Below are 24,968 nucleotides of genomic sequence, written 5' to 3'. Positions count from 1 at the left end.
TGTTTTTCGGCAGAAAAAATATCGGCAATGTTTGTGTGTTATTGCAAAAATTCGTACTTTTACCTCTTCAAACAGGCAATCTACAACGTTGTAGTGAAAAAATAAATATAAAGTATAGATATTCAGAATTTTAAAATAGAACAACATATACATTTAAATTATGTCAACAAAAAAAGGAACACTAAATCCTGATTATGTTTTTGAAACCAGTTGGGAAGTATGTAACAAAGTGGGCGGTATTCACACCGTTATTTCAACCAAGGCGTTGAGCATTACCAAAAAATTCAGAAATAAGTATATCCTTATTGGTCCGGATGTTTGGCAACACACTGAAAGTAAGGAGTTTGTTGAAAACAAAGATTTGTTTAAATCGTGGCGGGCAAAGGCTGAAAGTGAAGGTTTGCGCGTTCGTGTTGGTAACTGGAACATAGCCGGTAATCCGATTGTTATTTTGGTTGATTTCTCGCATTATGTGAGTAATAAAAACGAAATTTTGCGTTATTACTGGGATACTTACAAGTTGGATTCGCTTAACAGTTCGTGGGATTATATTGAGTCGGTGCTTTTCGGATATGCTTCTGCCAAAGTGATTGAAAGCTTTGTGAAATTTAACACGGCTTCACGTGAGAACGTGATTTGTCATTTCCACGAATGGATGACCGGTAGCGGGTTGCTTTATATTGAGGATAAAATGCCCAAAGTGGGGTCGGTTTTCACCACGCACGCCACCGTAGTCGGGCGTTCTATTGCCGGAAACGGTTATCCGCTTTACGACAATATGAAGGGGTACAATCCCGAAGAAATGGCGTATCGTTTTGGGGTGCAACATAAGCATTTTTTAGAAAAAGCCGCTGCCAAACGAGCCGATAATTTCACCACCGTGAGCGAATTAACCGCTCTGGAAGCACTTCATTTTTTAGGCAGAAAAACCGATATTATCACACCAAACGGTTTTGAAGACAGTTTTGTGCCAACAGCCAAAACCTTCGAAAAGAAACGAAAAGAAGCCAAAAAACAACTTCATAAAGTGGCGCAAGCCCTTGTGGGTCATTCTATTGATGAAGACGCCAAAGTGGTTTGCATCAGCGGAAGATATGAATTCAGAAACAAAGGAATTGACGCCTTTATTGATGCGTTGGGGGCACTGAACCGAAATCCGAAAAACAAAAAAGAATTGCTGGCTTTTGTGCTTATCCCAACCGCGCACGAAGGTGTTAATCAGGGCTTGTTGCATAATTTGAAAAATCCGCAACAGGCAAAAGAAAACGACCAAAAATACCTTACGCATTATCTGTCAGATATATATAACGACCAGGTTTTAAGGCGAATAGGCGAGCAACAGCTTTTCAATCGAAAAGAAGACAAGGTTAAAGTAATTTTCTGTCCGAGTTATCTAAACGGAAATGACGGCGTTTTTGACCTCTCGTATTATGATTTGCTCATCGGATTTGACAAAACCTTGTTCCCGTCATATTACGAGCCTTGGGGATATACACCTTTGGAAAGTTTGGCGTTCCACGTTCCGAGTATAACAACTTCATTATCAGGATTTGGTAAATGGGTGAAGGAATATTATCCTGAAAAACAGAAAGCCTTGGAAGTTATTGAACGAAACGATGGCAATTACGGAGACATCGTGGGCGAGCTTGCCAAAAGTTTGCTGGCGTTACAACAAATGAAAGCTGATGATTTTCAGACATTACGTGAAACGGCTGCAAAAGTTTCAGAAACGGCTCTTTGGAAAAACTTGGTGAAAAATTATTTTAAATGTTATGAATTAACATTGGAACATATTGAGGATAGGGTAGTTAATCTTCCGATTGTTGAAAATGAAACTTCGGCATATTTGGAGAAAAGCAAGATTGTAAACGCCCCAATTTGGCGAAACGTGATTGTGCATCGCTCAATTCCGCAGGCGTTGCAACCCCTTGAAGAACTTGCCAAAAACCTTTGGTGGTGCTGGAATGATGAGGCTTACGAATTGTTTAAAAGCATCGACCCGGTGCGTTGGCTTGATTCACGTAAAAACCCCATCGCACTTTTAGACAGTATTCCGCTTTCACGTTATCGCGAGCTTGAAAACGATGCGGCGTTTATGAAGCATCTGTCAAAAGTATATTCTGATTTTCAGAATTATATGGCGAAGAAAAATGAAATGATAAGTCCGTCAGTGGCTTATTTCAGTATGGAATACGGCTTGCATTCGTCTTTAAAAATTTATTCCGGCGGACTTGGTATTTTAGCGGGTGATTATCTGAAAGAGGCCAGCGATAAAGCCACCAAAATCACTGGCGTAGGATTGTTGTATCGTTATGGTTATTTCTCACAGAAATTATCGGCTGCCGGAAATCAAGAGGCTGATTATGAGGCACAAGACTTTACCAAAATTCCGGTAACTCCCGTAACAGATGCTGACGGCAAGTGGATGATTGTGGCAGTTGATTTACCACAACGCACACTCTACGCACGGGTTTGGCGTGTGGATGTAGGGCGTATTGAACTTTATTTGTTAGATACTGATTTTGAAGATAATAGGGAAGGTGACCGTTCCGTTACGCACCACTTGTACGGTGGAAATTGGGAAAACCGATTGAAACAAGAAATGTTACTTGGTTTAGGAGGTATAAAAATGCTTCGAAAATTGGGCATTGATACCGAAGTGTATCATTGCAATGAAGGGCACGCGGCTTTCATCGGACTGGAAAGGCTCAGTGAGTATATTCAAAATGATAAATTGTCGTTCTCCGAAGCAATGGAAGTGGTGCGGGCTTCGTCGCTTTTCACCACGCATACGCCTGTTCCGGCGGGGCACGATTTCTTTGAAGAAGGAATGTTACGCGCTCATATTGAGAATTATACCGAAAAATTACACGTTTCGTGGGAGCAAATCCTTTCATTGGGAAAAATCAATTTACACGACGCAAAGGAGAAATTTTCAATGAGCAACTTAGCGGCAAATCTTTCACAAGAAGTCAATGGTGTGAGCTGGTTGCACGGTGAGGTCAGCAAAGATATTTTCAAAGACCTTTGGCCAGGTTATATGCCTGAGGAACTGCATATTAGCTATGTAACTAACGGGGTGCATCAGCCTACGTGGACGGCAGGACTTTGGAAAGAAATTGAAAATGAAGTGTTTGGAAAAGATTTCAAAACACATACGTACGACCCGAAAAGTTTTGAAGGCATCTACAAAGTTTCGGATAAACGCATTTGGGAAGTAAAAACTGAATTGCGTGCCAAACTGTTACGACGTATCGAACAAAAATTGCGTTTTGAGCGAAATACGCCGTACTTCTCTCCAAAACAGCTTATTGAGATTAAAGAAAACTTGCGTAAAGATATTTTAACCATCGGTTTTGCCCGTCGTTTTGCAACGTACAAACGCGCGCATTTGTTGTTTACAAACATCGACCGATTGGACAAAATCGTGAACAATCCGGAGCGCCCCGTGCAGTTTATTTTTGCCGGAAAAGCACACCCTGCCGATAAAGCCGGACAAGATTTGATTAAAAACATTGTTGAAATATCGAAACTTCCGCAGTTTTTAGGGAAAATTCTTTTCATACCTAACTATGATATGGAATTGGCACGCCATATGGTACAAGGGGTTGATGTTTGGATGAATACACCTACACGCCCGCAAGAGGCTTCCGGAACCAGTGGCGAAAAAGCCGCAATGAACGGCGTGATGCATTTCAGTGTGCTTGACGGTTGGTGGGTGGAAGGCTACCGCGAAGATGCCGGCTGGGCATTGCCGATGGAGCGTGCTTACGAAAGCCAAGAGTATCAAAATGAGATGGATGCCGAAATGATTTATAACATTATTGAAGATGAAATAGCACCGGCTTTCTATGAAAAAGACCGCGATGGCATTTCACAACGTTGGTGTTCATTCATCAAAAATACCATTGCCAAAGTGGCTGTGAATTTCACCACTACGCGTATGCTTACCGACTATGAAAATCAATTCTATTACCCGATGAGCGAGCGTGCGGCAAGCCTGAAAAAAGATAATTACGCAACGGCGATTGAAATTTCAGATTGGAAACGAAAAGTGAGCCAAGAGTGGGATAACATCAAAGTGTTAGATGTGAAAACGCCTAATCGTCGTGAGCAGTTGATTTCTATCGGAAATCAATACAAAGGGCAAATTACGTTGGATATCGGAGATTTAAAAGCCGAAGATATTGGTGTTGAATTGGTTATCGCTCGTGATAAAGACGGAAAAATTAAAGTAGCTGACAAAAAAGAATTTTTACCCGTATCGCAAGAGGGCAGCAAAGCGGTTTATGAGCTTGAAGTGGTTACGGAGTATCCGGGTTCTTTACAGTTAGCCGTTCGGATTTTCCCTAAAAATGAATTATTGCCGCACCGCCAAGATTTTGCATTGGTGAAGTGGTTGTAATTATTTGAATATCAATTAAAAATCTCGGATAGTGTATTTCATTATCCGAGATTTTTTTGTAAAAATATTTATAAACTGATATTTTACTAAAACATAAGGAATTTAAAATCACTTGTTTTCTTCATCTTCACGGCGTTTTTTTCGTCTTTCGTCAAGTATTTTTTCAAAATTAATTTCAAAGGCGGGCGGTTGTTCTTCCAGTTCGTCGTTGGCAAAAGCCCTAAATAAGATGCTCTCAATGAGAAAATCTTCGTTGTTTTGGGCGGGGTCATATTCCGTTTTTAATGAAATGTCATAAAACCAAGCGGTACTGTTGTACATAAAAGCATTCCAACTGTTGCGTAAATCTTTAACTAATTGATAAGCAGTGCGTCCCGTTTGCCGATGAATGAGTTTTACCAAAATACGCCCCTGTGAACGTGAAAGTTTTTTAAGCTCATTGGTAAATCGGTTTTCGACGTATTTTTGCATCCGTTTGGTGTAGATTTTTTTGGCACGCTTGTTTTTCATCGTGTCCATTGTTTGTTCCATAATATGCAGTCGTTCAGCGGCAAGTTTGGCATACGGATACACTTTTTTAACCCGACTTTTCAGAATTAAATACCGTTTGCGCGCTTCTTCATTGGCAAATCTTGGTTCTTTTTCAAAGAGAAAAACCTCACCAAGCCGAATGGTGTCAATGAATTGAAAATGAGTTTCTTGTTGAACCGTGTCAGCCTGAGCAAGCACAGAAAAAGGAATCAAGTGTAGTAACAAAATCAAAAAAAGTAATTTCATTTTTTTAAAGATTTTCTATTTTTTTGAAACAAATATACAAACTAAACCGTTACCGAACAAAAAAAAGCAAAAATAGGGCTACTCGGGTGATGAAAACGGAATTTGCTGGTCAAAAATTTCAAGTAACAATTTTTCGGTGTATGTTTTATAAATTTCAATGATTTCGGGCGTGATTTCATACCATTTTTCTCTTCCTTCTTTGATGTGAAATTTTATTAATCCGTCATTTATCTTTTTAAAGGAAAAATTTCCGGCTATTATATTTTGTTGATAATCAAACTGTTGTTTAAAAATATAGGCGTATGACAACAGCTGAAATGCCTTACTGTACTTAAAATCAGTGATGAGTAAATCCCAATCGGAAATGCTAACGTTGCTGTTTTCAACTCTACCTGTCTTATAATCAATAATATGTAATGTTCCGTTGCGCATATCAATCCGATCAATAATTCCTTTTAAGTAAACAGGAAACGGCATTTTTTCACTACTAAACATCACGCTACTTTTTTGTTCAAGATGTAAAACTACAATTTCCGTTCCATTTTTAACTTCGATAGCTTCAAAATCCAAAAAACGATGAATGTATTCTTCAATAACGTTGAAAATCAGCAGGTTTTTTCCGATTTTAAATTCTGATTCTTGGTATTTTTTTGCAAAATGTTCTTCAATCAGTGGGCGTACTTTGGGGCGCATTTCCTTAAAGTTGGCTTCCGTAAGAGGTTGATTTAGTAGGGATTGGTATAGCGCTTCCAATGTTGCGTGCACGATGTCGCCAAAGGTGCGCGCCTCAACGGTTTCCTCAACGTCTCGTTCCTCGTAAATTTTTAATACGTACTGCTGATAGAACGTAATCGGATTTAAAATGTAAGTTGTTAAAGCAGAGGGTGATATTCCGTTTTCGGCAAGCTCTTTTAATCGGTTGATAACATCATCTGTTTTGTTGATGCTAATTTTCGGGAGCGTTACCGGATACACTTCCGGCGCTTTAACTTGATGCACAATGTGATGTGTCGGGATTTTTTCGGCTAATAATTGCAGTACAAACCGACTTTTTTCTTTGCTTTTCAAGCTGTTGGTTTCAGTGTCATAAAAAAGATGTATGTTGCTGGCACGCTGCAAAATACGATAAAAATTATAGCTGTACACGGCATCGCGTTCTTTGTAGGTAGGTAATTCCAGATAATATTTTACGTCGTACGGAATCAGTGAATTGCCGCTTTTGCCCAACGGAAGAACACCTTCGTTTACAGATGTTATTATAACGTTTTCAAAATCAAGGCTTCTGCTTTCCAAAACTCCCATAACTTGAAGTCCTTCAAGTGGTTCTCCCATAAAGTTTAATGAACTTTTTTGAAGCACTTCCAAATAAAAATGATACAACGATTTTACTGAATTGATGTAACCGAATTTTCGTTGTAATTGTTTTAACTGATTGAAAAGCAAGTAAAAACGATAGGCGTATTCCAACATAAGTACGTGCGATGCTTCCGTTTTGGCAGCATTTTCTTTGATGGAATAAATTATAGATAAAGCATTGTCAATCAGTTTATTTATGAAATTTTCATCTTTTTCGGGAAATAGCGTTTTGATGATTTCTTGTTGGGCTTGGGGCGTGGCTTTTAAAATTTTTTCACGGGTTAAGTAATTGATATTGTGTTCTTTGATGTAATCCGTGATGGCGTTTACACCTTTGTCAGTCAATAAATTACGCAAAAAAGGTTGTGTGATGAGGTTCAGCACGTCTTTGTAGTGAAAACTTTTGGCTAAATGCAATCTGAAAAAAGCCACAAACAAATCGTTTAGAGGCGTTTGTTGCAACGGATATCCCATTGTGATATTGACTGATTTTTCGGAGCTAACCGATTGTAAAACAGGAATTAATAGATTCTCGTCAGCAACAATCAACGCTGTATTTTCCCAGTTGTTATTGTCTTTTTTTAAAAGTTCAGCAACCGAGTGTGCTTGATTGACACTTCGTGGAACGCCCGTTATGTGAATGTTTTTTTGTTGTAAGTAATTGTTAGAGATTAATTTAGGTTCGTTATTGTCGTAATATTTCCAGTTTTTCAGATACTTACGGATAAAATAGCCGGCATCGTGTTCTTCCGATTGAATAAAATGCCGGTCGATGTCCCAATAAATTTCGGATTGTGAGTCCATCAAAATGGAGTGAATGATTTTTTGTTCAGCTTTTGATAAGGCGTTGAATCCCACAAAAATATGAATCTTGTGCGAATTATTTTGCAGGTAATGTGGCAATTTTTCAACCGCCTTTTTAGCGATAAATCCGGAATAACCTTTGTTTTGAGCTGAAAGTTTTTCGTTAAAAGCGAAGTAATAATCGCCAAGTGTGTTCCAAAATTCGAGGTGTTTTTTTTGCATTTCGGTCAGTTCGTCAGCACCTGACCAATGTTCGGCTTCTTTTAGGGCGTGAATATAGGGGAATATTTTTTCGGGGGGAACCAAGTATTGGTCAATTTCGCTAAAATCCTTTAAAAGGGTTTGTCCCCACCCGATAAAAGTCTCAAAATCATCAGGTTCTTTTTTGCAAACCGATAGATACGTTTCATAAAACTCAAACAAAAGTGGTAATCCGCTGAGGCTTTCCACGCCCGAAATTCGGCTGAATAAATCAGAAATACCAATAAATTCAGGAGCAATACCCGCCTTTTGGTTCAGTTGCGCAAAATATTTTTTCAAAAATAAAGCCGGACGCTTTCCGGAGGTTACAAACACTACGTTTTCAATGGAATCAGAAAAATTTTCCAGTACATCAGCAACTACTTCTTTTAGGTAACTCATTGTTTAACAGTTTATTATTTTTGTAACCAAACGGTTTGATGAAGTGTTTTTTTGTTAAAAATGCGCGTGATTATTTGGGGGTCGGCACAACACAATCGGCAGCCGGTTTTATCATCAAATTCATATTTGAAGGTGAAATATACGGAATTCCTAATGCTAATCCTCTTAAAATGAATAAGCTACCGATGATGATAATCGCAAACGGAATTGCTTTTTGAATGTGTTTTTTTGTTTTTTGGCTTAAAAAATTGCCCAAATAAATCGCAAGGGTCATCAGCGGAACAGTGCCCAACCCAAAAGCTACCATATACAGTGCCGATTGGGTTAAATCCGTTTGTGCTAAAGCCCCGAAAAGCGCCACATACACCAATCCGCAGGGCAGAAAACCGTTAAAAAATCCGATAAAAAATACGGAAAAAGCGTTTTTGTGTTTGAGTTGTTGCCCCAACGCATATTTTATTTTTCCTATCAGAAAGTATATCCATCGCGAAAAAAAATGTGTTTTGATGTTTAGTAGCGAAAAAAGCGCAATCAAAATCATTAAACCGCCAACAACAATCGAAAATGTTTGTTGATACTCTCTGATAAACAAGCCTTTACCAAGTAGCCCAAAAACCAACCCTAACAGCACGTACGTGAGTGCTTTGGCAAGGTGATACATCACAATCTGAAAGGCTTTTTTTACCGGTTTGTTGTGTTCCAACGGAAGCAATAACGTTAAAGGACCGCACATTCCCACGCAATGAAAACTCCCCAAAAAGCCTAGTATGAAAGCGGTGTAAAGCATTATTTTATGTTGATGTTTCTGATTGTCAGATAGTTGTTTTTGTTGAAGTCATATTCAACTTCAACATTCCAACGCCCTTTTGCCAATACATTGATGGGGACTAACATCGTTCCGTTTTTAATTTGCAACGGAATTTTAAAATCACGTTTTTTATCGGAAGGGCGGTAGAATGAAACCGTTCCGTCAATGATTTCGGTGTTTGTTTTTTCCGGAAAAAGCAACGTAATCCCCTCATCAGAAGCGGTAATCTGAACGTCCATTTTTTCCTGTTCCGTTTTTTGGGTTCTGTCAATTTTCCCTTGGTATTCCACTTCTTTTTTGTAATAATCTTGCGTGACAAAATCGTGGTCATATTTTTTATCAACAATCATATTAACAACAAAGTACATTATAAACGAAATGAAAAGGGCAAAAGCGATTACAATGCCCGTTCCCCAACTTATTTTCATAGCGAACAAAATTTTAGCCCACAAAGGTACGCCATAAAACACAAACTAAAAACAAAAAACGAAAAAACTTTTTGTACCGATTATTTTTCCCACTTAAACGGGAAAAGTGTTGATTTTGTATGGCTTTGCTCCATTATTTTAGCAATTTTTTTCACTATTTTGGGATGTTTTTCGGCAATATTGGTTGTTTCGGCAGGGTCGGTATTCAAATCATATAACTCGATAGGTGCGTTTTTATCGGCATCTACGTTCAGCCGAATCCCTTTCCAGTTTTTGTAACGCACGGCTTGTCGCCCGCCCAATTCGTGAAATTCCCAATAAAGATGTTTATGCGCTTTTTGTTTCTTGCCTAAAAGTGTTGGTAAGAAAGATACTTGATTTTTAGTAGGTTGGTATTTTACGCCGGCAATATCGGCAAAGGTGGGCATCAAATCCCAAAAAGCGCCTACGTGATGGCTTACGCCGGCGGGCGTAATTTTGTCGCCCCAATAAACGATAAAAGGCGTACGGATACCGCCTTCGTAAACGTCGCGTTTAAAGCCTCGTAATCCGCCGGTTGCGTTGAAAAATTCGGGATCGGCGCCTCCTTCGCGGTGTGCACCGTTGTCGCTTGCAAAAATGATTACGGTGTTGTTATCCATTCCTTTTTCTTTGAGCAGTGTGCGAATATCGCCTACGTATTTATCTAATCGTGAGACCATTGCGGCGTGTGTGGCGTGTGGATAAGGTTGCGACATATAACCTGAAAATCCGGGGAAATCGGGTGTTATTTTGTCGTAATCCTTCCCCTTGTAGGGTTTTTCAGCCAAATGCCGATATGACTCAAAAATGCTGTCTTTCGGCACTGCCAATTCGGCGTGTGGCAGGGTGTAGGTAAGCAATGTAAAAAACGGATTATCAGCCGATTGTTTTTTGATGAACTCCAATGCTTTTTGATGAATAAGGTCTTCGGCGTATATTTTTTGATGTTGATAATAGCCGTTTTCGGTAAGTTCAACTTTTTGATTGTTATCCCATAAAAAAGCCGGGTAGCGCCGATGCGCTCTAAATTGCGAATTATACCCGAAAAACGTATCAAATCCGTGTAGTAGCGGGTTTCCTTCTGAAATAACCGTTCCCAAAGCCCATTTTCCAAAAACGCCGGTGTTGTATCCCGCTTGTTTTAAGATTTTGGCGATGGAAGGCGAGTTGGCAAGGATGGGCGCTTGTCCGTCAATGGGTTCTGCAACTTCCTTATTTCCACGTATATGTGTTTCACCAGTGGTTTGTCCGGTAATGACCGAAGCTCTTGATGGCGCACAAACAGGCGCACCCGAATAGAAGTTGGTAAATTTCATTCCTTCATTGGCAAGTTGCAATAAATGAGGTGTTTTGATGATTTTTTGTCCGTACGGTTCAATATCGCCATAGCCCAAATCATCTGCCAAAATAAAAATGATATTAGGCGGTGTTTGTTGTGCAAAAATACTGTTACACAATAGCACGAAAAGAATTAAAAAGCGATTCATATCTTAAAGTTTTGATATTCAGTAAGTGGCGGTAGTGTATCATTGCTCGTAACTTTTTGCGGAGTCAGCTTGTTGAAATTGGTCGGAATGTTTAATTTCATTCAATAAATTTAAAATTTGGTCTAACTCACTGATTGTTACCAGCTTTTGGCGTGTTTCTTTAAAATGAGGAATGCCCCGGAAATAATTGGCGTAATGGCGTCGCATTTCCAATATGCCTTGGCGTTCGCCCTTCCATTCGGCAGACCAGATTAGGTGATTTTCAGCAGCTTGTACTCTGTCGGAAAGGGTAGGGGAAGGCAGTTTTTCGCCCGTTTTAAAAAAATGTTTTATTTCGTTAAAAATCCACGGATAGCCGATGGCGGCTCTGCCAATCATAATGCCGTCCACACCGTATTTGTTTCGGTATTCGAGGGCTTTTTCGGGTGAATCAATGTCTCCATTGCCAAAAATCGGGATTTTTATACGCGGATTTTCCTTAATGCGTGCGATGTGCGTCCAATCCGAATGCCCTTTGTAAAGTTGCGAACGGGTGCGTGCGTGAATGGATAATGCCTGAATACCAACGTCTTGCAATCGTTCGGCTACTTCGTCAATATTGATGGACGATTCGTCCCAGCCCAAACGCGTTTTTACGGTAACGGGTAGTTTGGTGCTGTTTACCACCGCTTTGGTAAGCCTAACCATCAGGTCAATATCTTTCAAAACACCGGCACCGGCACCTTTTGAAACTACTTTTTTTACCGGACAACCGAAGTTAATATCCAGTAAATCAGGTTTTACGGTTTCAACGATTTTGGCAGAAAGCGCCATTGCTTCTTCATCGCCTCCAAAAATTTGAATCCCGACAGGTCGTTCATAATCAAATATATCCAGTTTTTGTTTGCTTTTGATGGCATCGCGAATCAGCCCTTCCGATGAGATAAACTCACTGAAAAGCATATCTGCCCCGTGCATTTTACACAATCGGCGAAACGGCGGGTCGCTCACGTCTTCCATCGGAGCAAGCAATAGCGGAAACTCTCCTAAATCAATATTTCCTATTTTTGGCATTTGATTTGAATAACAGTGTTTTATGTGGGATTATAAAGCAAAGAAACCGAGAATAGGCTTCTCGATTTCTTCAATATTTTTATTTTGCGATGTTTACTGAACGGGTTTCGCGTATTACGGTGATTTTCACCTGCCCCGGATAGGTCATATCCGTTTGTATTTTTTGCGAAAGATTGAATGAAAGTTCGGCAGCTTTATCATCGCTTACTTTTTCACTTTCTACGATAACCCGCAATTCGCGTCCTGCCTGAATGGCGTAGGCTTTTTTCACGCCTTGGAAAGAGAATGCGGTGTCTTCCAAGTCTTTAAGCCGTTGAATGTAAGAGTCTAACACTTGTCGTCTCGCACCCGGTCTGGCTCCGCTGATGGCATCGCACACTTGCACGATGGGGGAGAGGAGTGAGGTCATTTCAATTTCGTCGTGGTGTGCCCCGATGGCATTGCAAACTTCGGGTTTTTCGCCGTACTTCTCAGCCCATTCCATTCCTAAAATGGCGTGAGGCACTTCGGTTTCCACTTGTGGCACTTTTCCGATGTCGTGAAGTAAGCCGGCACGTTTTGCTAATTTTGCGTTTAAGCCTAATTCCGAAGCCATTACGCCACACAATTTTGCCACTTCACGCGAGTGTTGCAACAGGTTTTGTCCGTATGACGAACGGTATTTCATTCGCCCTACGCATTTTACTAACTCGGGGTGCAATCCGTGGATTCCTAAATCGATAACGGTGCGTTTTCCAATTTCAACTATCTCATCTTCAATTTGTTTAGTTGTTTTTTCGACCACTTCTTCAATGCGTGCGGGGTGTATACGCCCGTCGGTTACCAATTTGTGTAATGAAAGTCGTGCAATTTCACGTCGGACGGCATCAAAGCACGATAAAATAATGGCTTCGGGCGTGTCATCAACAATGATTTCAACGCCTGTGGCAGCTTCTAACGCTCGGATATTGCGCCCTTCGCGCCCGATGATGCGCCCTTTTACGTCGTCAGATTCCAAGTTAAAAACCGATACGCAGTTATCAACAGCTTCCTCTGTACCAATGCGTTGAATGGTGTTTATGACGATTTTTCGAGCTTCTTGCCGTGCGGTTAATTTAGCTTCCTCAATGGTTGATTGAATATATGCCATTGCATCGGCTTGGGCTTCATTTTTCAGTGAATCAGTGAGTTGGGTTTTGGCTTCTTCGGCTGATAATCCGGAGATTAGTTCCAACTGTTTGATTTGACTTTTGTGAAGGCGTTCCACCTCTTCTTGTTTTTTATCAATGGTCAGAAGGCGGTGTTCAGCTTCTTTGTTTTTGTTTTCTAAATCGTCTTTAAGTCGTTTGTTTTGAGCCAATTCGTTTGAAACCTGTGATTCTTTGTCACGGATTCGTTTCTCGGCTTCTGCCATTTTTTTGTCCTTTCCGGCGATTACTTTTTCGTGTTCGGCTTTGAGTTCTAAAAATTTTTCTTTAGCCTGTAAAATTTTATCTTTTTTGATGTTTTCAGCTTCACTTTTAGCGTCTTTTAAAAGTGTAGTTGCTTCATTTTTAGCGTTTAAGATGATTTTTGAAGCGTTTTTCTTTTCTAATACTTTTGCGATGGAAAACCCGATTATGAGCCCGAAAATCACCGCAATTGAAATTCCTAATATAAGTGTCGTCATTTGTTAATAAAAAAATTATGTATAAAAAAACCTACATTGACAAAGAGTTTTGCGTAAACTCCAAAAACAGGTTTAGGGCTACTGAGCCGGTCAAGTATCCGTTCAATGACGGCGCGCTTTAACAACTCCTCTTACCCTTTTTTAATTTGTAGGTGTTGAGTTTACCAAAAAGTACAATCAATGTAGGCAGTAATGTTTATGTTTTTTGTAAAAGAACGTATCAAGTTAAATGATTGAATCAATCAACGAATGGATGTTTTCCAATTTCTCTTTAATTGCCAAATCGTGATGACTTTCATTGAGTTTTGTTTGTTCAATTTGTCTGGCAAGCACAATGGTACACATCGCCAAGGCATCTCGCTTGTCTTTAAGTTCATAATTTTGTTCAAAATTATGAATCATTTCGTTTATTTCTTTCGCAGCTTTTCGGAAACCTTCCTCTTGGTGCGGTTCAATTACCAACGGGTAAACCCTATCGGCAATGGAGAGTTTTATTTTCAAGGTGTTACTCATTGTGAACCATTATTTTGAAAGCTGAACAATGCAAGCGTCAATTTCGCGAATTAAAGCGTTTATTTTTAATTTTGCTTCTGTTTTTGTTTCATTACTGCCGAGAATACTGTTTGCAACTTTGATGGCATCGTTTTTTTCTTTCCATTTCAAAACTGCTTCTTCTAAATCCTTTTTTTGCTTTTCAAGCGTTTTAATGGTTTCTATAAGGTGCTGATTTTGAGTTTTTAAATCACTTATTCGTTCAGATAAGGAAAGCACCTTTTCTTCAAGTGATTCCACTAAGTTGCTTATATTGGTCATAGCCAACGTTGTTTGTATTCTCTGTTTGCAAAGTTAATGCAGAAATCTGTAAAAAGCAATTTTTTAATGAATTAATTTTTAAATTACTGAAAAACAGCTTGAATTTTGGTTATAAAGTAACGGTTTTGATGGCTGCGATGGCTGCTTCAACGCCTTTGTTGCCGTGCTTTCCGCCGCTTCGGTCGAGTGATTGTTGTAAGTTATTGTCGGTCAGTACGCAAAAAATCACAGGAATGTCCTCAGTGGCATTAAGATAAGCGATGCCTTGTGTAACACCCTGACATACAAAATCAAAATGGCGTGTTTCACCTTGAATAACACAACCGATGGCTATGACGGCATCCGGTTTTTGGGTTGTTATCATTTTTCGGCATCCGTGAACGAGTTCAAAACTTCCGGGAACTTCCCAACAGATGATATTTTCTGGCAGAGCACCGCAATCTTTCAGCGTGTTGATGGCGCCTTGTTTTAGCCCGGAGGTGACTTCTTCGTTCCATTCAGAGGTTACGATTCCGAAACGAAACGCTTGAACGTTAGGGATTTTGCTTTTGTCGTAATGTGATAAGTTTTTATTTTCTGTTGCCATAATTTTTAATTACAAAAAACCTGCCCGATTGCTGTGATTTATTAACCAGAACCGGACAGGCGAATATGATATAAAACTTTATATTTAGTTACTTATTTTTCCGATGAGGATGTCAATGGTTCGTGCTTCTTCTGAAGTAGGGAACTCATCTTTAATGCGTTGGAAATATTTATTTGCCTCTTGGTTGTTGTTTTGCAACATTGCAACAATTCCGGCTTTTTTCAGATAGATAGGCGTTGTAAACTCGTTTTTGCTGTGTTCAAACGCTTTTTTGTAGTAATTTAACGCTTCGGTATTGTTTTTTTGTTGTGAATAAGCATCGCCGATGTTTCCTAATGCCAAAGCTCCTAAAATTTCATCGGGTGATTTGAATTTTTTAAGATGTTCGATGGCTTTTGCGTAGTTGTTTTGGTTCATATACACCATTCCGGCAGAATAATTTGCCAGATTGGCGGCTTTTGTTCCGCTGTAACTTTCAATGATTTCCAAAAAGCCGTATTTTCCGTTTCCGCCTTTGAGCGAAACCGTGAAAAGCGAGTCTTTTACTTTATCGTCAGTGGCGTTTAGAGCGGCATCGAAAAATTCTTGCGCAAAAAACAATTCATTGGCACCTTCTTTTTCTTTCGGAGCCACTACAAACTGTTGGTAGAGCAAATATCCCAAACCAATCACGGCAACCGAAATAAGCACACCGATGATTGTTTTTTGGTTTTTCTGAACCCAAGCCTCTGTTTTTGATGCTTTTTCGTCAAGAGCGTCAAACACCTCGGCGGTGGTGCTCTCTTGGTGAAGTAATTCTTCTTCTTGAAGGTCGTCTAACTCGTCTGTTTTTTTCTTTCTATTAGGTCTGTCGTTTCTCTTTCTGTAAACTGCCATATTGTTTTTATTAAAAAGTTCGGCAAAAATAAAACTTTTATTTTTATTTGAAAGTAGTTTTTTGAAAAAAAATAGTTTTTTCGTTTTGAGGCGTATTTTTTATGCGGAAAAGCCAAAAACTAAAAAAGTGAAAATGTGCCGAAAAATGCTTTTTTTGCAAAAAAGACTCGATGAAATTTTAAATATCAGAATTAATGTCATACATTTGCGATTATTTTTTAATTTTTAAATAAAAACGAATGTCTAAAAACGAATTATCTTTTGATGTGCTTATCGAAATCCCCAAAGGGAGCCGCAATAAATATGAATACGATTTTGAATTGAAGAAAATCCGCTATGACCGAATGATTTTCTCTTCAATGATGTACCCCGCCGATTACGGGTTTATTCCTGAAACCTTAGCGCTTGATTCTGACCCGCTTGATGTATTGGTGCTGGTGTCAGAACCTACCTTCCCCGGCTGTGTGATGGAAGTAAAACCCATCGGGGTGTTTCATATGGCAGATGAAAAAGGACCGGACGAAAAAATGATTTGCGTGCCGGTTTCTGACCCCGTTTGGAACAAACTCAACGATTTGAACGACGTAAATCCGCACCTTATTATGGAAATTGAGCATTTCTTCCAAGTGTATAAAGATTTGGAAAAGAAGAAAGTAGCCGTAAACGGTTGGGGAAATCTGCAAGAAGCCGTCGCTATTTACCACGAATGTAAAAAACGTTACACCGAAAGCGAAAAGAATTTTTCAATAAAATAACCATACAAAATCAACGTATTATGAAAAACATACTTTTGAACGACGTTCACATCGCATTGGGGGCTAAAATGGTTCCGTTTGCAGGGTTTAATATGCCCGTACAATATGAAGGGGTAAATGCTGAACACGAAACCGTTCGCAATGGCGTGGGCGTTTTTGACGTAAGCCATATGGGCGAGTTTGTCCTCAAAGGAAAACACGCCTTGGATTTAATTCAAAAAGTAACCTCAAACGACGCTACGGCACTTTACGACGGAAGGGCACAATACAGCTGTTTGCCCAATGAAAACGGCGGAATTGTTGATGATTTGATTATTTACAAAATTGCCGATGAACATTACCTGCTGGTTGTCAATGCTTCCAATATTGAAAAAGATTGGGAGTGGATTAAAAAACACGATACGTGGGGCGTGGATATGGAAAACACTTCCGACCAGTATTCGTTGCTTGCCATTCAAGGACCAAAAGCCATTGAAGCGATGCAGTCCATCACGCCTGTTAATCTTTCCGACATAAAATATTATCATTTCGTGATTGGTGAATTTGCCGGTGTGAAAGACGTAATCATCTCAGCAACAGGATATACCGGAAGTGGTGGTTTTGAAATTTACGTTAAAAACGAACATATCAAGCACGTTTGGGACGAAGTTTTCAAAGCGGGAGCTTCTTTCGGAATAAAACCCATCGGATTGGCGGCTCGTGACACGCTTCGTTTGGAAATGGGCTTCTGCCTCTACGGAAACGACATTGACGACACCACCTCGCCCATCGAAGCCGGTTTGGGTTGGATTACCAAATTCACCAAAGATTTCGTGAACTGCGAAGCTATCAAAGCCCAGAAAGAAAACGGAGTGAGCCGTAAGTTAGTCGGTTTTGAAATGCAGGAAAAAGCCATTCCGCGTCACGATTACGAAATTGTCGATGCCGACGGAAACGTTATCGGTAAGGTAACCAGTGGAACAATGGCACCTTCATTGGGCAAAGGCATCGGTTTGGGCTACGTCCCCACCGAACTTTCTAAACCCGGAAGCGAGATTTTTATCCAAATCCGTAAGAATAAAGTGCCTGCCACCGTGGTGAAGTTGCCTTTTTATAAAGGATAGTTTTAAAAGTTAATAATGGAAAACTCAAAAATAGCCAATGCGTTTTTGAGTTTTTTCGTTATAATTCAGCTGAAAAACATATTTTTTTTAAACAAGGTTTGCGGTTGGTGTTTTGCTTTTTTTTGCAACCAGATAGGTATTTTCTACGTTTTTGCATCGAAACAAAATATTTTTTAAAACATTGATAAGAATTTGTTAAAAAAAGATGTTTTTTAGATTTGTTCAAAATAAGAAAAAAATGATATAAAGCGTTTTTTTTCTTGATGAAGATTGTGTACTTTTGTCGCGATTCTATAAAATCATTTTAGTATGAGCGTGATATATATGTTGATAACCATAAGTATTGTAGTAGCGTTGTTGTTTTTCTTTTTGTTTGTAACGGCGGTACGCAAAGGGCAATATGATGACAGTCACACTCCTGCGGTGCGAATGCTTTTTGAAGATGAATTGGTTGATGAGGCGCAGCAGTCTCAAAATCAAGAAAATAAAAACTAACTGAATAATTAATATAGATAATAATGGAGAAGCAACAATTTTACTATGACAACAAAATTGTACGGAAATTCCTCTTTGCAACCCTTCTTTGGGGTGTTGTAGGGATGTTGGTGGGCTTATGGTTGGCTTACCTGTTTCTTTTTCCGTCGATGTCTCTTGAAATTCCTTGGTTGAGTTTCGGGCGTCTTCGTCCGTTGCACACAAATGCGGTTATTTTTGCCTTTGTGGGGAACGCGATTTTTGCAGGGGTTTACTACTCGATGCAGCGGCTTTTGAAAGCCCGTATGTTTAGTGATTTTTTAAGTAACTTTAACTTTTGGGGCTGGCAGCTTATCATCGTTGCAGCGGCTATTACACTTCCGTTAGGATACACAACCTCAAAGGAATACGCCGAATTGGAGTGGCCTATTGATATTATGATTGCCCTTGTTTGGGTGGCTTTCGGTGTCAATATGATTGGGACTATTTTGCGCAGAAGACAGCGTCATATTTACGTGGCGATTTGGTTCTATCTGGCAACTTTTGTAACGGTGGCTGTGTTACACATTTTTAATAACTTAGAGCTTCCGGTAACGGCTCTTAAATCCTATTCGGTATATGCAGGGGTACAAGATGCCTTGGTACAATGGTGGTATGGGCACAATGCAGTTGCTTTCTTCTTGACCACGCCATTCTTAGGATTGATGTACTACTTTGTTCCGAAAGCGGCAAACCGCCCCGTGTACTCATACCGATTGTCAATCATTCACTTTTGGAGTTTGATTTTTATTTACATTTGGGCAGGACCTCACCACTTGTTGTACACGGCTTTGCCGGAATGGGTACAGCACTTGGGGGTTGTGTTCTCCGTAATGCTTATAGCACCGTCGTGGGGAGGTATGATTAACGGTCTGTTAACGCTTCGTGGCGCTTGGGATACGGTTCGCGAAAACGCAACGCTTAAATTTATGGTGGTGGCAATTACCGGTTATGGTATGGCTACTTTTGAAGGACCGATGCTTTCGCTTAAAAACGTAAATGCCATTGCCCACTTTACCGATTGGATTATCGCACACGTACACGTAGGAGCTTTGGCTTGGAACGGGTTCCTTGCCTTTGGTATGATTTACTATATTGTTCCTAAAATGTGGAAAACCAATTTGTACTCAATGAAATTGGCAAACTTCCACTTCTGGATAGGAACGTTGGGAATTGTGTTTTACGCACTTCCGCTTTACGTAGCCGGATTTACGCAGGCTTCACTTTGGAAGCAGTTTAACCCTGACGGAACATTGGTTTATGGAAACTTCTTGGAAACCGTAACTAACATTATGCCGATGTACGCAATGCGTGCCGTGGGTGGAACATTGTACTTGGTGGGTGTGCTTGCGGGAGTTTATAACGTAATTAAAACTTTACAAACGGCTCCGAAACTTGAAGATGAATTGGCACAAGCTCCGGCGTTGGCAACCATCAGCAATGGCAGATTGCAAGGTGAAACCTTCCATACTTGGTTGGAGCGCAGACCGGTTCAAATGACTATTTGGGCAACCGTAGCGATTTTGATAGGTGGTGTGGTTCAAATTGTACCGACCATTTTTGTGAAATCAAACGTGCCGACCATATCAAGCGTAAAACCGTATACACCGTTGGAGTTAGAAGGACGTGATTTGTACATTCGTGAAGGATGCGTATCGTGCCACAGCCAAATGGTGCGTCCGTTCCGTAGTGAAGTGGAGCGTTATGGTGAATATGCAAAGGCAGGCGAGTTTGTGTATGACCGTCCGTTCCTTTGGGGAAGTAAACGTACCGGTCCGGATTTGTTACGTTTAGGAGGCAAATATTCTGACAACTGGCATTTCAATCATATGTACGACCCTACCAGTACCTCACCGGGAAGTATTATGCCGGCATATCCGTGGCTAACTAGAAATAAACACAATCGAGGAGACATTCAAGCCAAAATGCGTACGTTGGCTACGTTGGGTGTACCTTATTCAGACCAAGACATTGCCAATGCTCACAAATCAATGGAAGAGCAAGCAATGAAGATTGAGAAAAACCTGTACAACGATCCTGACTTTGTAAAACAATACGAAGCCTCAAAAGCAAAAGCACAAAAAGAAGGACAAGAGTTTGTGCCGATGAAAGATCGTGAAATCGTGGCACTTATCGCTTATTTGCAACGATTGGGTACTGATATTAAAATTAAAACCGCAAACGCTGAATAACAACAATGATTAAGTCAATCAAGGAAATAATGGCATCATCTGATGGGTTTGAAATATTTCCCATCATATCGTTATTGATTTTTTTCCTCTTCTTTGTCGGGCTCTTTTGGTGGGTGCTGGGTTATAAGAAGGAAAGCATCAATGAGTTGAACAATATTCCTTTTGATGACGATGACGAAAATAATACTTTATTATGAAAAGAAATTTAATTCCATTTTTACGAGTAGTAACCATCGTTGGTGTTGTAGCTCTTGTTTTAGAACTTTTATACGGAACAAAAGAGGTTTCGGCAATTGCTAAGTATTCTCAAATTCAGGTACTTTTGCTGTTCTTGCTTTTTGTGTTGATTTTCACCGAAGTAGTTATTCGGGGGGTTGAAAACCTTACGTACGGAGCCAAGCACGAAGAAGGTTCGTTCTGGAAACGCTTCTATGCAAGTATGGTAAACCAAGTGCCTGTTGAGCGTGAAGAAGATATTATTTTGGAACACGAACACGACGGAATCAAAGAACTTGACAATACGTTACCAACTTGGTGGGTTTATTTGTTCTACGCAACAATCATTTTTGCCGTTATCTATTTCGTTCGTTTTGAAATGCTTGGGGCTGACGGGCAAACCCAAGAGTACGATAAAGATGTGGCACAGGCAAAAGTAGAAATTGCCGAATATCGCAAAAACAACCCAAATTTGCTCAATGCCGATAACGTAAAAATGCTTACGGGCGCTTCGGATCTTGAAGCCGGAAAACAGATATTCCAAACCAATTGCGTGGCCTGCCATATGGCAGACGGAGGAGGAGGTATCGGACCTAACCTAACGGATGATTATTGGATTTTGGGTGGAAGCATCAACAAAATATTCAATACCATTTCAGAAGGTGGTCGTGACGGAAAAGGTATGGTGGCTTGGAAAGCCTCATTAAAGCCCGAGCAAATTGCGCAGGTGGCAAGTTATATCAAAACATTGAAAGGAACCACACCTGCCAATCCAAAAGCACCGGAGGGTGACTTATACACAGAAGAATAATTTTTTCATAGGATTTTTTTTACACAAAGAGGTTAGGGATATGATTGGGGATATTGAAAGGGCGACAGCCTTGTTTGGTATCACCTCCCTAACCTCTTTTTAATTTTAAATGAATCAGTTATGGCTCAACAAGGAAAAGATGTATTCCGAGATTCCATCGGAACGATTGATGAACACGGAAAGCGGGCGTGGGTGTATCCTAAAAAACCTTCGGGGCGCTATTTCCGCTATCGAAAATATGTTAGTTATGCGCTTCTAATCTTTTTATTTGCAGCACCTATCATTAAAATAAACGGAAATCAGTTTCTGCTTTTCAACGTTTTAGAACGAAAATTTAATATTTTCGGATTGCCGTTTTGGCCACAAGATTTTTATCTGTTTGTAATTTCAATGATTATAGGCGTTGTTTTTTTGGCGCTTTTTACGGTGGTTTTCGGGCGTATTTTCTGCGGCTGGATTTGTCCGCAAACTATATTTATGGAAATGGTTTTCCGCCGAATTGAATATTGGATTGAAGGCGACAGAGGGGCGCAAATGCGTTTGGACAGGCAGGAATGGAATGCCGAAAAAATCAGAAAACGTGTACTTAAATGGATTGTTTTCTTTTTGATTTCGTTTCTAGTAGCCAATACGTTTTTGGCGTATCTTATCGGGACAGACAGGTTGGTGATGTACATTACCGACGGACCTTTTCAACATCTGAGTACGTTTGTGGCGCTGCTCATCTTTACGGGTGTTTTTTATTTTGTATTTGCTTGGTTTCGAGAGCAGGTTTGCATCATTGCCTGTCCGTACGGGCGTTTGCAAAGCGTGTTGCTTGACAATCGTTCCATCATCGTGGCGTATGATTACGAGCGGGGAGAAGCCCAAAACGGACGTAAAAAATTCCGTAAGAATGAAGACCGACAAGCGCTCGGGCACGGCGATTGTATCGATTGTTTTCAGTGTGTGCACGTTTGCCCCACCGGAATTGACATTCGTAACGGAACCCAACTTGAATGCGTGAATTGTACCGCCTGTATTGATGCTTGTGATGAGGTGATGGACAAAACCGGTATGAAGCGTGGATTGATACGTTTTGCCAGTGAAGAAAATATTAAGAAAAAAGCACCTTTCAAGTTTGATTTACGAATGAAAGGTTACACGGCGGTGCTGGTGATTTTAATCGGTATTTTGATAGGAATGCTTTTTGTTAGAAGCGATGTGCAAGCCGATGTGTTGCGTCTTTCGGGGCAACTTTATCAGCACGAAGCCGACGGAGTGATAAGCAATGTGTACACGTATAAAATCGTGAATAAAACCACGCAGGATTTTGATAATGTGGTTATTAAGGCTAAAAATCCGAATGTTCAGATTGTTTTGGTGGGCAAAGAAACTATTTTTATCCCCAAACAAGGGCTGACCGACGGAACGATGTTTGTCAAAATCAAAGAAGAAGATTTAGAAGAAGAAAAAACAAAAATCTTTTTGGAAGTGTACAGCAACGGAAAGAAAATCGAAACGACCCAAACCATCTTTTTAGGGCCGCGAGTTTTTAAATGATGTCAGCCATACATATATTGAAAGGCAGAGAGTTACAATCTTGTGACATCTTTGCCTTTTGTTTTTTATATTTGGCATATCATTTTTTGAATGGCATAGAAATTATTGTATAAGCCAAAAAACAGTGTTTTTATACGTAAAAAACTACTTTTTAGGACGAACATAATATCACGGAATATTAAAAACACCTTTTTTAACTGCAATTTCCACCTCATCACCTATCTGTAATTTCTGATACTCTTGCATTGACACGGAAATATCTTCCTTTTCATAGTGATTTCCCCAAGGTTTTACGGTAACATAATAGGTAGTTCCGCCGCGTCTTCTTCTTGACGTGTGTTTATCCAATACTTCATTCTTATAAATCTCCGGTTTGGAATAATCATACGTGCAATTAATGGCGTAAGTACCTGCGTAACTGTACAAAAAGACATTAAATATGATGGAAATATAAATCCACCATTTATTTTTGGTTGATTGAACAATAAGCCGATGTGTAAGAAGCAAAATAAGGAGCATCAGCACAAAAGCCACAGCCCCCGGAAGCAACAAACTATAAAAACTCTCAAATTCATAATCCAAAAGAACACGAATCAAGATAATCCAAGCCGCAATGTCAATAAAATCAGCTACATCATATTTATTGACGCCTTCTTTATCCTTAGTAACTTCCACAAGTGAGGCAATACTGGGTTTTTGTAAGCCATTGATAATGATACCCGCTATCGGAATGACCAGCAACACACCCATCAGAATATCATAAGGCTTCGGATAAATCAAAAACCAAATAGCAAGCACACAAGTCAGCTTCTCCAACCAATCTAATTTATGTAACGCAAAAGGATTTTTCTTTTTCATCGTGATTTTTCCAATTTTTATGCAAGTACATAACAATCATTCAAAAGAACTGCGTTTTTATATGGCTTAACTTCTAAAAATCACAATGATTGAGTTTATAATTATCCTTATAGAAGTAAATGGAAGTGATACAAAAACATAATGACTTAAAAAAACATCTTTTATCAGGCTGAGAGTAGTCGAATTTTTGTTTTTACAAGATTTCGACTACTCAGCCTAACAACCGGAATTATCATCATATTTTTTACAACATAATAATTAAGAAATCCACTGCCCCTCGCCAAAATCAGGCTTGCGCTTCTCTAAAAAGGCGTTGCGTCCTTCTTTGGCTTCGTCGGTCATATAGGCAAGGCGGGTGGCTTCCCCTGCGAATACCTGCTGACCTACCATTCCGTCGTCGGTGAGGTTCATCGCGAATTTCAGCATACGGATAGAAGTCGGCGACTTTGCCAAAATCTCCTGAGCCCACTGGTACGCCTCCGCCTCCAACTCGGCGTGTGGCACCACCTTATTGACCATTCCCATCTCGAAAGCCTCCTGTGCCGAGTAATTTCGCCCTAAAAAGAAAATCTCTCGGGCTTTTTTCTGTCCCACCATTTTTGCCAAATATGCCGACCCATAACCGCCGTCAAAACTGGTAACATCGGCATCGGTCTGTTTGAAAATGGCGTGTTCCTTACTGGCAAGGGTCAAATCGCACACCACGTGAAGCGAATGTCCGCCCCCAACAGCCCAGCCGTTCACCACCGCAATAACCACCTTGGGCATAAAACGAATGAGGCGTTGCACTTCCAAAATGTTCAGCCGATGTCTGCCATCGTCGCCCACATAACCTTGATGTCCGCGTGCTTTTTGGTCGCCGCCGCTACAAAATGCGTGTCCGCCGTCCTTTGGACTGGGTCCTTCGCCCGTGAGCAACACCACCCCGATACTTGAATCTTCGTACGCATCGTAAAAAGCATCGTACAGCTCCGAAGTGGTCTTCGGACGAAACGCATTGCGAACCTCCGGTCGGTTAAAAGCGATTCTCGCTACGCCATTGTGTTTTTTGTAAGTAATATCTTCGTATTGTTTTACGGTTTTCCAATTCATAAGTTATATAATTAATAATGAACAATTTTATAATTAACAATGAACAAATTGGCAATGAATAATCTTACAATTAATAATGAACAATTTTATAATTAACAATGAACAAATTGGCAATGAATAATCTTACAATTAATAATGAACAATTTTATAATTAACAATGAACAAATTGGCAATGAATAATC

Annotated in this window: 21 protein-coding genes and 1 other RNA gene; 8 read left to right on the top strand and 14 right to left on the bottom strand. The window is 40.0% G+C overall.

Translation table 11 applies throughout. The features are described from left to right. The first annotated feature begins 157 nt into the window (after window positions 1-157). A complete protein-coding gene (gene glgP / locus Q4D72_RS02880; RefSeq protein ID WP_303075975.1) occupies window positions 158-4,405 on the top strand; it encodes an alpha-glucan family phosphorylase in 4,248 nt (1,415 codons plus the stop codon). Window positions 4,406-4,513: 108 nt separating this feature from the next. On the opposite strand, the gene Q4D72_RS02875 is transcribed toward glgP, so the two are convergent. From Q4D72_RS02875 to Q4D72_RS02820, 12 genes are all read right to left on the bottom strand, one after another. After that, the gene (locus Q4D72_RS02875) at window positions 4,514-5,182 is read right to left on the bottom strand and encodes a DUF4294 domain-containing protein (RefSeq protein ID WP_303075915.1); all 669 of its coding nucleotides are present in this window, start codon (window positions 5,180-5,182) and stop codon (window positions 4,514-4,516) included. A gap of 78 nt (window positions 5,183-5,260) precedes the next feature. Next, entirely contained in the window at window positions 5,261-7,984 is a 2,724-nt protein-coding gene (locus tag Q4D72_RS02870; protein ID WP_303075914.1) for a PD-(D/E)XK nuclease family protein, read from the bottom strand. A gap of 70 nt (window positions 7,985-8,054) precedes the next feature. Then, window positions 8,055-8,771 carry a sulfite exporter TauE/SafE family protein gene (locus Q4D72_RS02865; protein WP_303075913.1) on the bottom strand — a complete coding sequence of 239 codons (717 nt, stop codon included), beginning with the start codon at window positions 8,769-8,771 and terminating at the stop codon, window positions 8,055-8,057. Next, window positions 8,771-9,220, bottom strand: a complete 450-nt coding sequence (locus tag Q4D72_RS02860) for a FixH family protein (protein WP_303075912.1) — start codon at window positions 9,218-9,220, stop codon at window positions 8,771-8,773. The genes Q4D72_RS02865 and Q4D72_RS02860 overlap by 1 nt, the downstream gene beginning before the upstream one ends. Before the next feature lie 80 nt (window positions 9,221-9,300). Further along, on the bottom strand, window positions 9,301-10,728 hold the full coding sequence (locus Q4D72_RS02855; protein ID WP_303075911.1) for an arylsulfatase: 1,428 nt from the start codon (window positions 10,726-10,728) through the stop codon (window positions 9,301-9,303). A gap of 39 nt (window positions 10,729-10,767) precedes the next feature. Next, window positions 10,768-11,781, bottom strand: a complete 1,014-nt coding sequence (gene dusB / locus Q4D72_RS02850; RefSeq protein WP_303075910.1) for a tRNA dihydrouridine synthase DusB — start codon at window positions 11,779-11,781, stop codon at window positions 10,768-10,770. A 79-nt stretch (window positions 11,782-11,860) separates the two neighbouring features. Beyond that, window positions 11,861-13,429, bottom strand: coding sequence for a ribonuclease Y (gene rny, locus Q4D72_RS02845; RefSeq protein ID WP_303075909.1), 1,569 nt, complete (start codon window positions 13,427-13,429; stop codon window positions 11,861-11,863). Between the two features lie 55 nt (window positions 13,430-13,484). Continuing rightward, window positions 13,485-13,590, bottom strand: a non-coding RNA gene (gene ssrS, locus Q4D72_RS02840) — 6S RNA. A 64-nt stretch (window positions 13,591-13,654) separates the two neighbouring features. Next, window positions 13,655-13,942, bottom strand: a complete 288-nt coding sequence (locus Q4D72_RS02835) for a cell division protein ZapA (RefSeq protein WP_303075908.1) — start codon at window positions 13,940-13,942, stop codon at window positions 13,655-13,657. A gap of 9 nt (window positions 13,943-13,951) precedes the next feature. Continuing rightward, window positions 13,952-14,242, bottom strand: coding sequence for a hypothetical protein (locus Q4D72_RS02830; protein ID WP_303075907.1), 291 nt, complete (start codon window positions 14,240-14,242; stop codon window positions 13,952-13,954). A 109-nt stretch (window positions 14,243-14,351) separates the two neighbouring features. Continuing rightward, complete coding sequence (gene ribH / locus Q4D72_RS02825; protein ID WP_303075906.1) at window positions 14,352-14,828, bottom strand: 6,7-dimethyl-8-ribityllumazine synthase; 477 nt, start codon at window positions 14,826-14,828, stop codon at window positions 14,352-14,354. An 84-nt stretch (window positions 14,829-14,912) separates the two neighbouring features. Next, window positions 14,913-15,704 (bottom strand): tetratricopeptide repeat protein, encoded by a 792-nt coding sequence (locus Q4D72_RS02820; RefSeq protein WP_303075905.1) that lies wholly within the window; start codon window positions 15,702-15,704, stop codon window positions 14,913-14,915. Window positions 15,705-15,943: 239 nt separating this feature from the next. On the opposite strand from Q4D72_RS02820, the gene Q4D72_RS02815 reads away from it, so the two are divergent. From Q4D72_RS02815 to ccoG, 7 genes are all read left to right on the top strand, one after another. Further along, on the top strand, window positions 15,944-16,459 hold the full coding sequence (locus Q4D72_RS02815; protein WP_303075904.1) for an inorganic diphosphatase: 516 nt from the start codon (window positions 15,944-15,946) through the stop codon (window positions 16,457-16,459). A 20-nt stretch (window positions 16,460-16,479) separates the two neighbouring features. Then, window positions 16,480-17,562: a glycine cleavage system aminomethyltransferase GcvT gene (gene gcvT, locus Q4D72_RS02810; protein ID WP_303075903.1), complete on the top strand. Its 1,083-nt coding sequence runs from the start codon at window positions 16,480-16,482 to the stop codon at window positions 17,560-17,562. A 309-nt stretch (window positions 17,563-17,871) separates the two neighbouring features. Further along, entirely contained in the window at window positions 17,872-18,057 is a 186-nt protein-coding gene (gene ccoS / locus Q4D72_RS02805) for a cbb3-type cytochrome oxidase assembly protein CcoS (RefSeq protein ID WP_303075902.1), read from the top strand. Window positions 18,058-18,080: 23 nt separating this feature from the next. Then, on the top strand, window positions 18,081-20,267 hold the full coding sequence (ccoN, locus tag Q4D72_RS02800) for a cytochrome-c oxidase, cbb3-type subunit I (RefSeq protein WP_303075901.1): 2,187 nt from the start codon (window positions 18,081-18,083) through the stop codon (window positions 20,265-20,267). Window positions 20,268-20,272: 5 nt separating this feature from the next. Next, window positions 20,273-20,464, top strand: coding sequence for a CcoQ/FixQ family Cbb3-type cytochrome c oxidase assembly chaperone (locus tag Q4D72_RS02795; protein ID WP_303075900.1), 192 nt, complete (start codon window positions 20,273-20,275; stop codon window positions 20,462-20,464). Further along, window positions 20,461-21,294: a cbb3-type cytochrome c oxidase N-terminal domain-containing protein gene (locus Q4D72_RS02790; RefSeq protein ID WP_303075899.1), complete on the top strand. Its 834-nt coding sequence runs from the start codon at window positions 20,461-20,463 to the stop codon at window positions 21,292-21,294. Before Q4D72_RS02795 ends, Q4D72_RS02790 begins: the two co-directional genes overlap by 4 nt. A 120-nt stretch (window positions 21,295-21,414) precedes the next feature. Continuing rightward, the gene (gene ccoG, locus Q4D72_RS02785; RefSeq protein ID WP_303075898.1) at window positions 21,415-22,836 is read left to right on the top strand and encodes a cytochrome c oxidase accessory protein CcoG; all 1,422 of its coding nucleotides are present in this window, start codon (window positions 21,415-21,417) and stop codon (window positions 22,834-22,836) included. 168 nt (window positions 22,837-23,004) lie between these two features. On the opposite strand, the gene Q4D72_RS02780 is transcribed toward ccoG, so the two are convergent. Next, a complete protein-coding gene (locus tag Q4D72_RS02780; RefSeq protein WP_303075897.1) occupies window positions 23,005-23,694 on the bottom strand; it encodes a hypothetical protein in 690 nt (229 codons plus the stop codon). Between the two features lie 258 nt (window positions 23,695-23,952). After that, window positions 23,953-24,786: a 1,4-dihydroxy-2-naphthoyl-CoA synthase gene (locus Q4D72_RS02775; RefSeq protein ID WP_303075896.1), complete on the bottom strand. Its 834-nt coding sequence runs from the start codon at window positions 24,784-24,786 to the stop codon at window positions 23,953-23,955. Between the last annotated feature and the right edge of the window lie 182 nt (window positions 24,787-24,968).

The organism is Capnocytophaga sp., from assembly GCF_030532915.1.
Taxonomy (GTDB): Bacteria; Bacteroidota; Bacteroidia; order Flavobacteriales; family Flavobacteriaceae; genus Capnocytophaga.
The sequence above is the reverse complement of the archived record's forward strand: the minus strand, read 5'-3'. Positions and strand labels throughout refer to the sequence as shown.

What these genes read in the sequence shown, in the direction of transcription:
- Q4D72_RS02875 (WP_303075915.1), bottom strand. Translation starts at nt 5,182, where the DNA reads ATGAAATTACTTTTTTTGATTTTGTTACTACACTTGATTCCTTTTTCT.
- gcvT (WP_303075903.1), top strand. Translation starts at nt 16,480, where the DNA reads ATGAAAAACATACTTTTGAACGACGTTCACATCGCATTGGGGGCTAAA.
- ccoN (WP_303075901.1), top strand. Translation starts at nt 18,081, where the DNA reads ATGGAGAAGCAACAATTTTACTATGACAACAAAATTGTACGGAAATTC.
- Q4D72_RS02820 (WP_303075905.1), bottom strand. Translation starts at nt 15,704, where the DNA reads ATGGCAGTTTACAGAAAGAGAAACGACAGACCTAATAGAAAGAAAAAA.
- Q4D72_RS02790 (WP_303075899.1), top strand. Translation starts at nt 20,461, where the DNA reads ATGAAAAGAAATTTAATTCCATTTTTACGAGTAGTAACCATCGTTGGT.
- Q4D72_RS02780 (WP_303075897.1), bottom strand. Translation starts at nt 23,694, where the DNA reads ATGAAAAAGAAAAATCCTTTTGCGTTACATAAATTAGATTGGTTGGAG.
- rny (WP_303075909.1), bottom strand. Translation starts at nt 13,429, where the DNA reads ATGACGACACTTATATTAGGAATTTCAATTGCGGTGATTTTCGGGCTC.
- Q4D72_RS02860 (WP_303075912.1), bottom strand. Translation starts at nt 9,220, where the DNA reads ATGAAAATAAGTTGGGGAACGGGCATTGTAATCGCTTTTGCCCTTTTC.
- Q4D72_RS02775 (WP_303075896.1), bottom strand. Translation starts at nt 24,786, where the DNA reads ATGAATTGGAAAACCGTAAAACAATACGAAGATATTACTTACAAAAAA.
- ccoG (WP_303075898.1), top strand. Translation starts at nt 21,415, where the DNA reads ATGGCTCAACAAGGAAAAGATGTATTCCGAGATTCCATCGGAACGATT.
- Q4D72_RS02830 (WP_303075907.1), bottom strand. Translation starts at nt 14,242, where the DNA reads ATGACCAATATAAGCAACTTAGTGGAATCACTTGAAGAAAAGGTGCTT.
- Q4D72_RS02855 (WP_303075911.1), bottom strand. Translation starts at nt 10,728, where the DNA reads ATGAATCGCTTTTTAATTCTTTTCGTGCTATTGTGTAACAGTATTTTT.
- Q4D72_RS02865 (WP_303075913.1), bottom strand. Translation starts at nt 8,771, where the DNA reads ATGCTTTACACCGCTTTCATACTAGGCTTTTTGGGGAGTTTTCATTGC.
- dusB (WP_303075910.1), bottom strand. Translation starts at nt 11,781, where the DNA reads ATGCCAAAAATAGGAAATATTGATTTAGGAGAGTTTCCGCTATTGCTT.
- ccoS (WP_303075902.1), top strand. Translation starts at nt 17,872, where the DNA reads ATGAGCGTGATATATATGTTGATAACCATAAGTATTGTAGTAGCGTTG.
- ribH (WP_303075906.1), bottom strand. Translation starts at nt 14,828, where the DNA reads ATGGCAACAGAAAATAAAAACTTATCACATTACGACAAAAGCAAAATC.
- Q4D72_RS02795 (WP_303075900.1), top strand. Translation starts at nt 20,273, where the DNA reads ATGATTAAGTCAATCAAGGAAATAATGGCATCATCTGATGGGTTTGAA.
- Q4D72_RS02815 (WP_303075904.1), top strand. Translation starts at nt 15,944, where the DNA reads ATGTCTAAAAACGAATTATCTTTTGATGTGCTTATCGAAATCCCCAAA.
- Q4D72_RS02835 (WP_303075908.1), bottom strand. Translation starts at nt 13,942, where the DNA reads ATGAGTAACACCTTGAAAATAAAACTCTCCATTGCCGATAGGGTTTAC.
- Q4D72_RS02870 (WP_303075914.1), bottom strand. Translation starts at nt 7,984, where the DNA reads ATGAGTTACCTAAAAGAAGTAGTTGCTGATGTACTGGAAAATTTTTCT.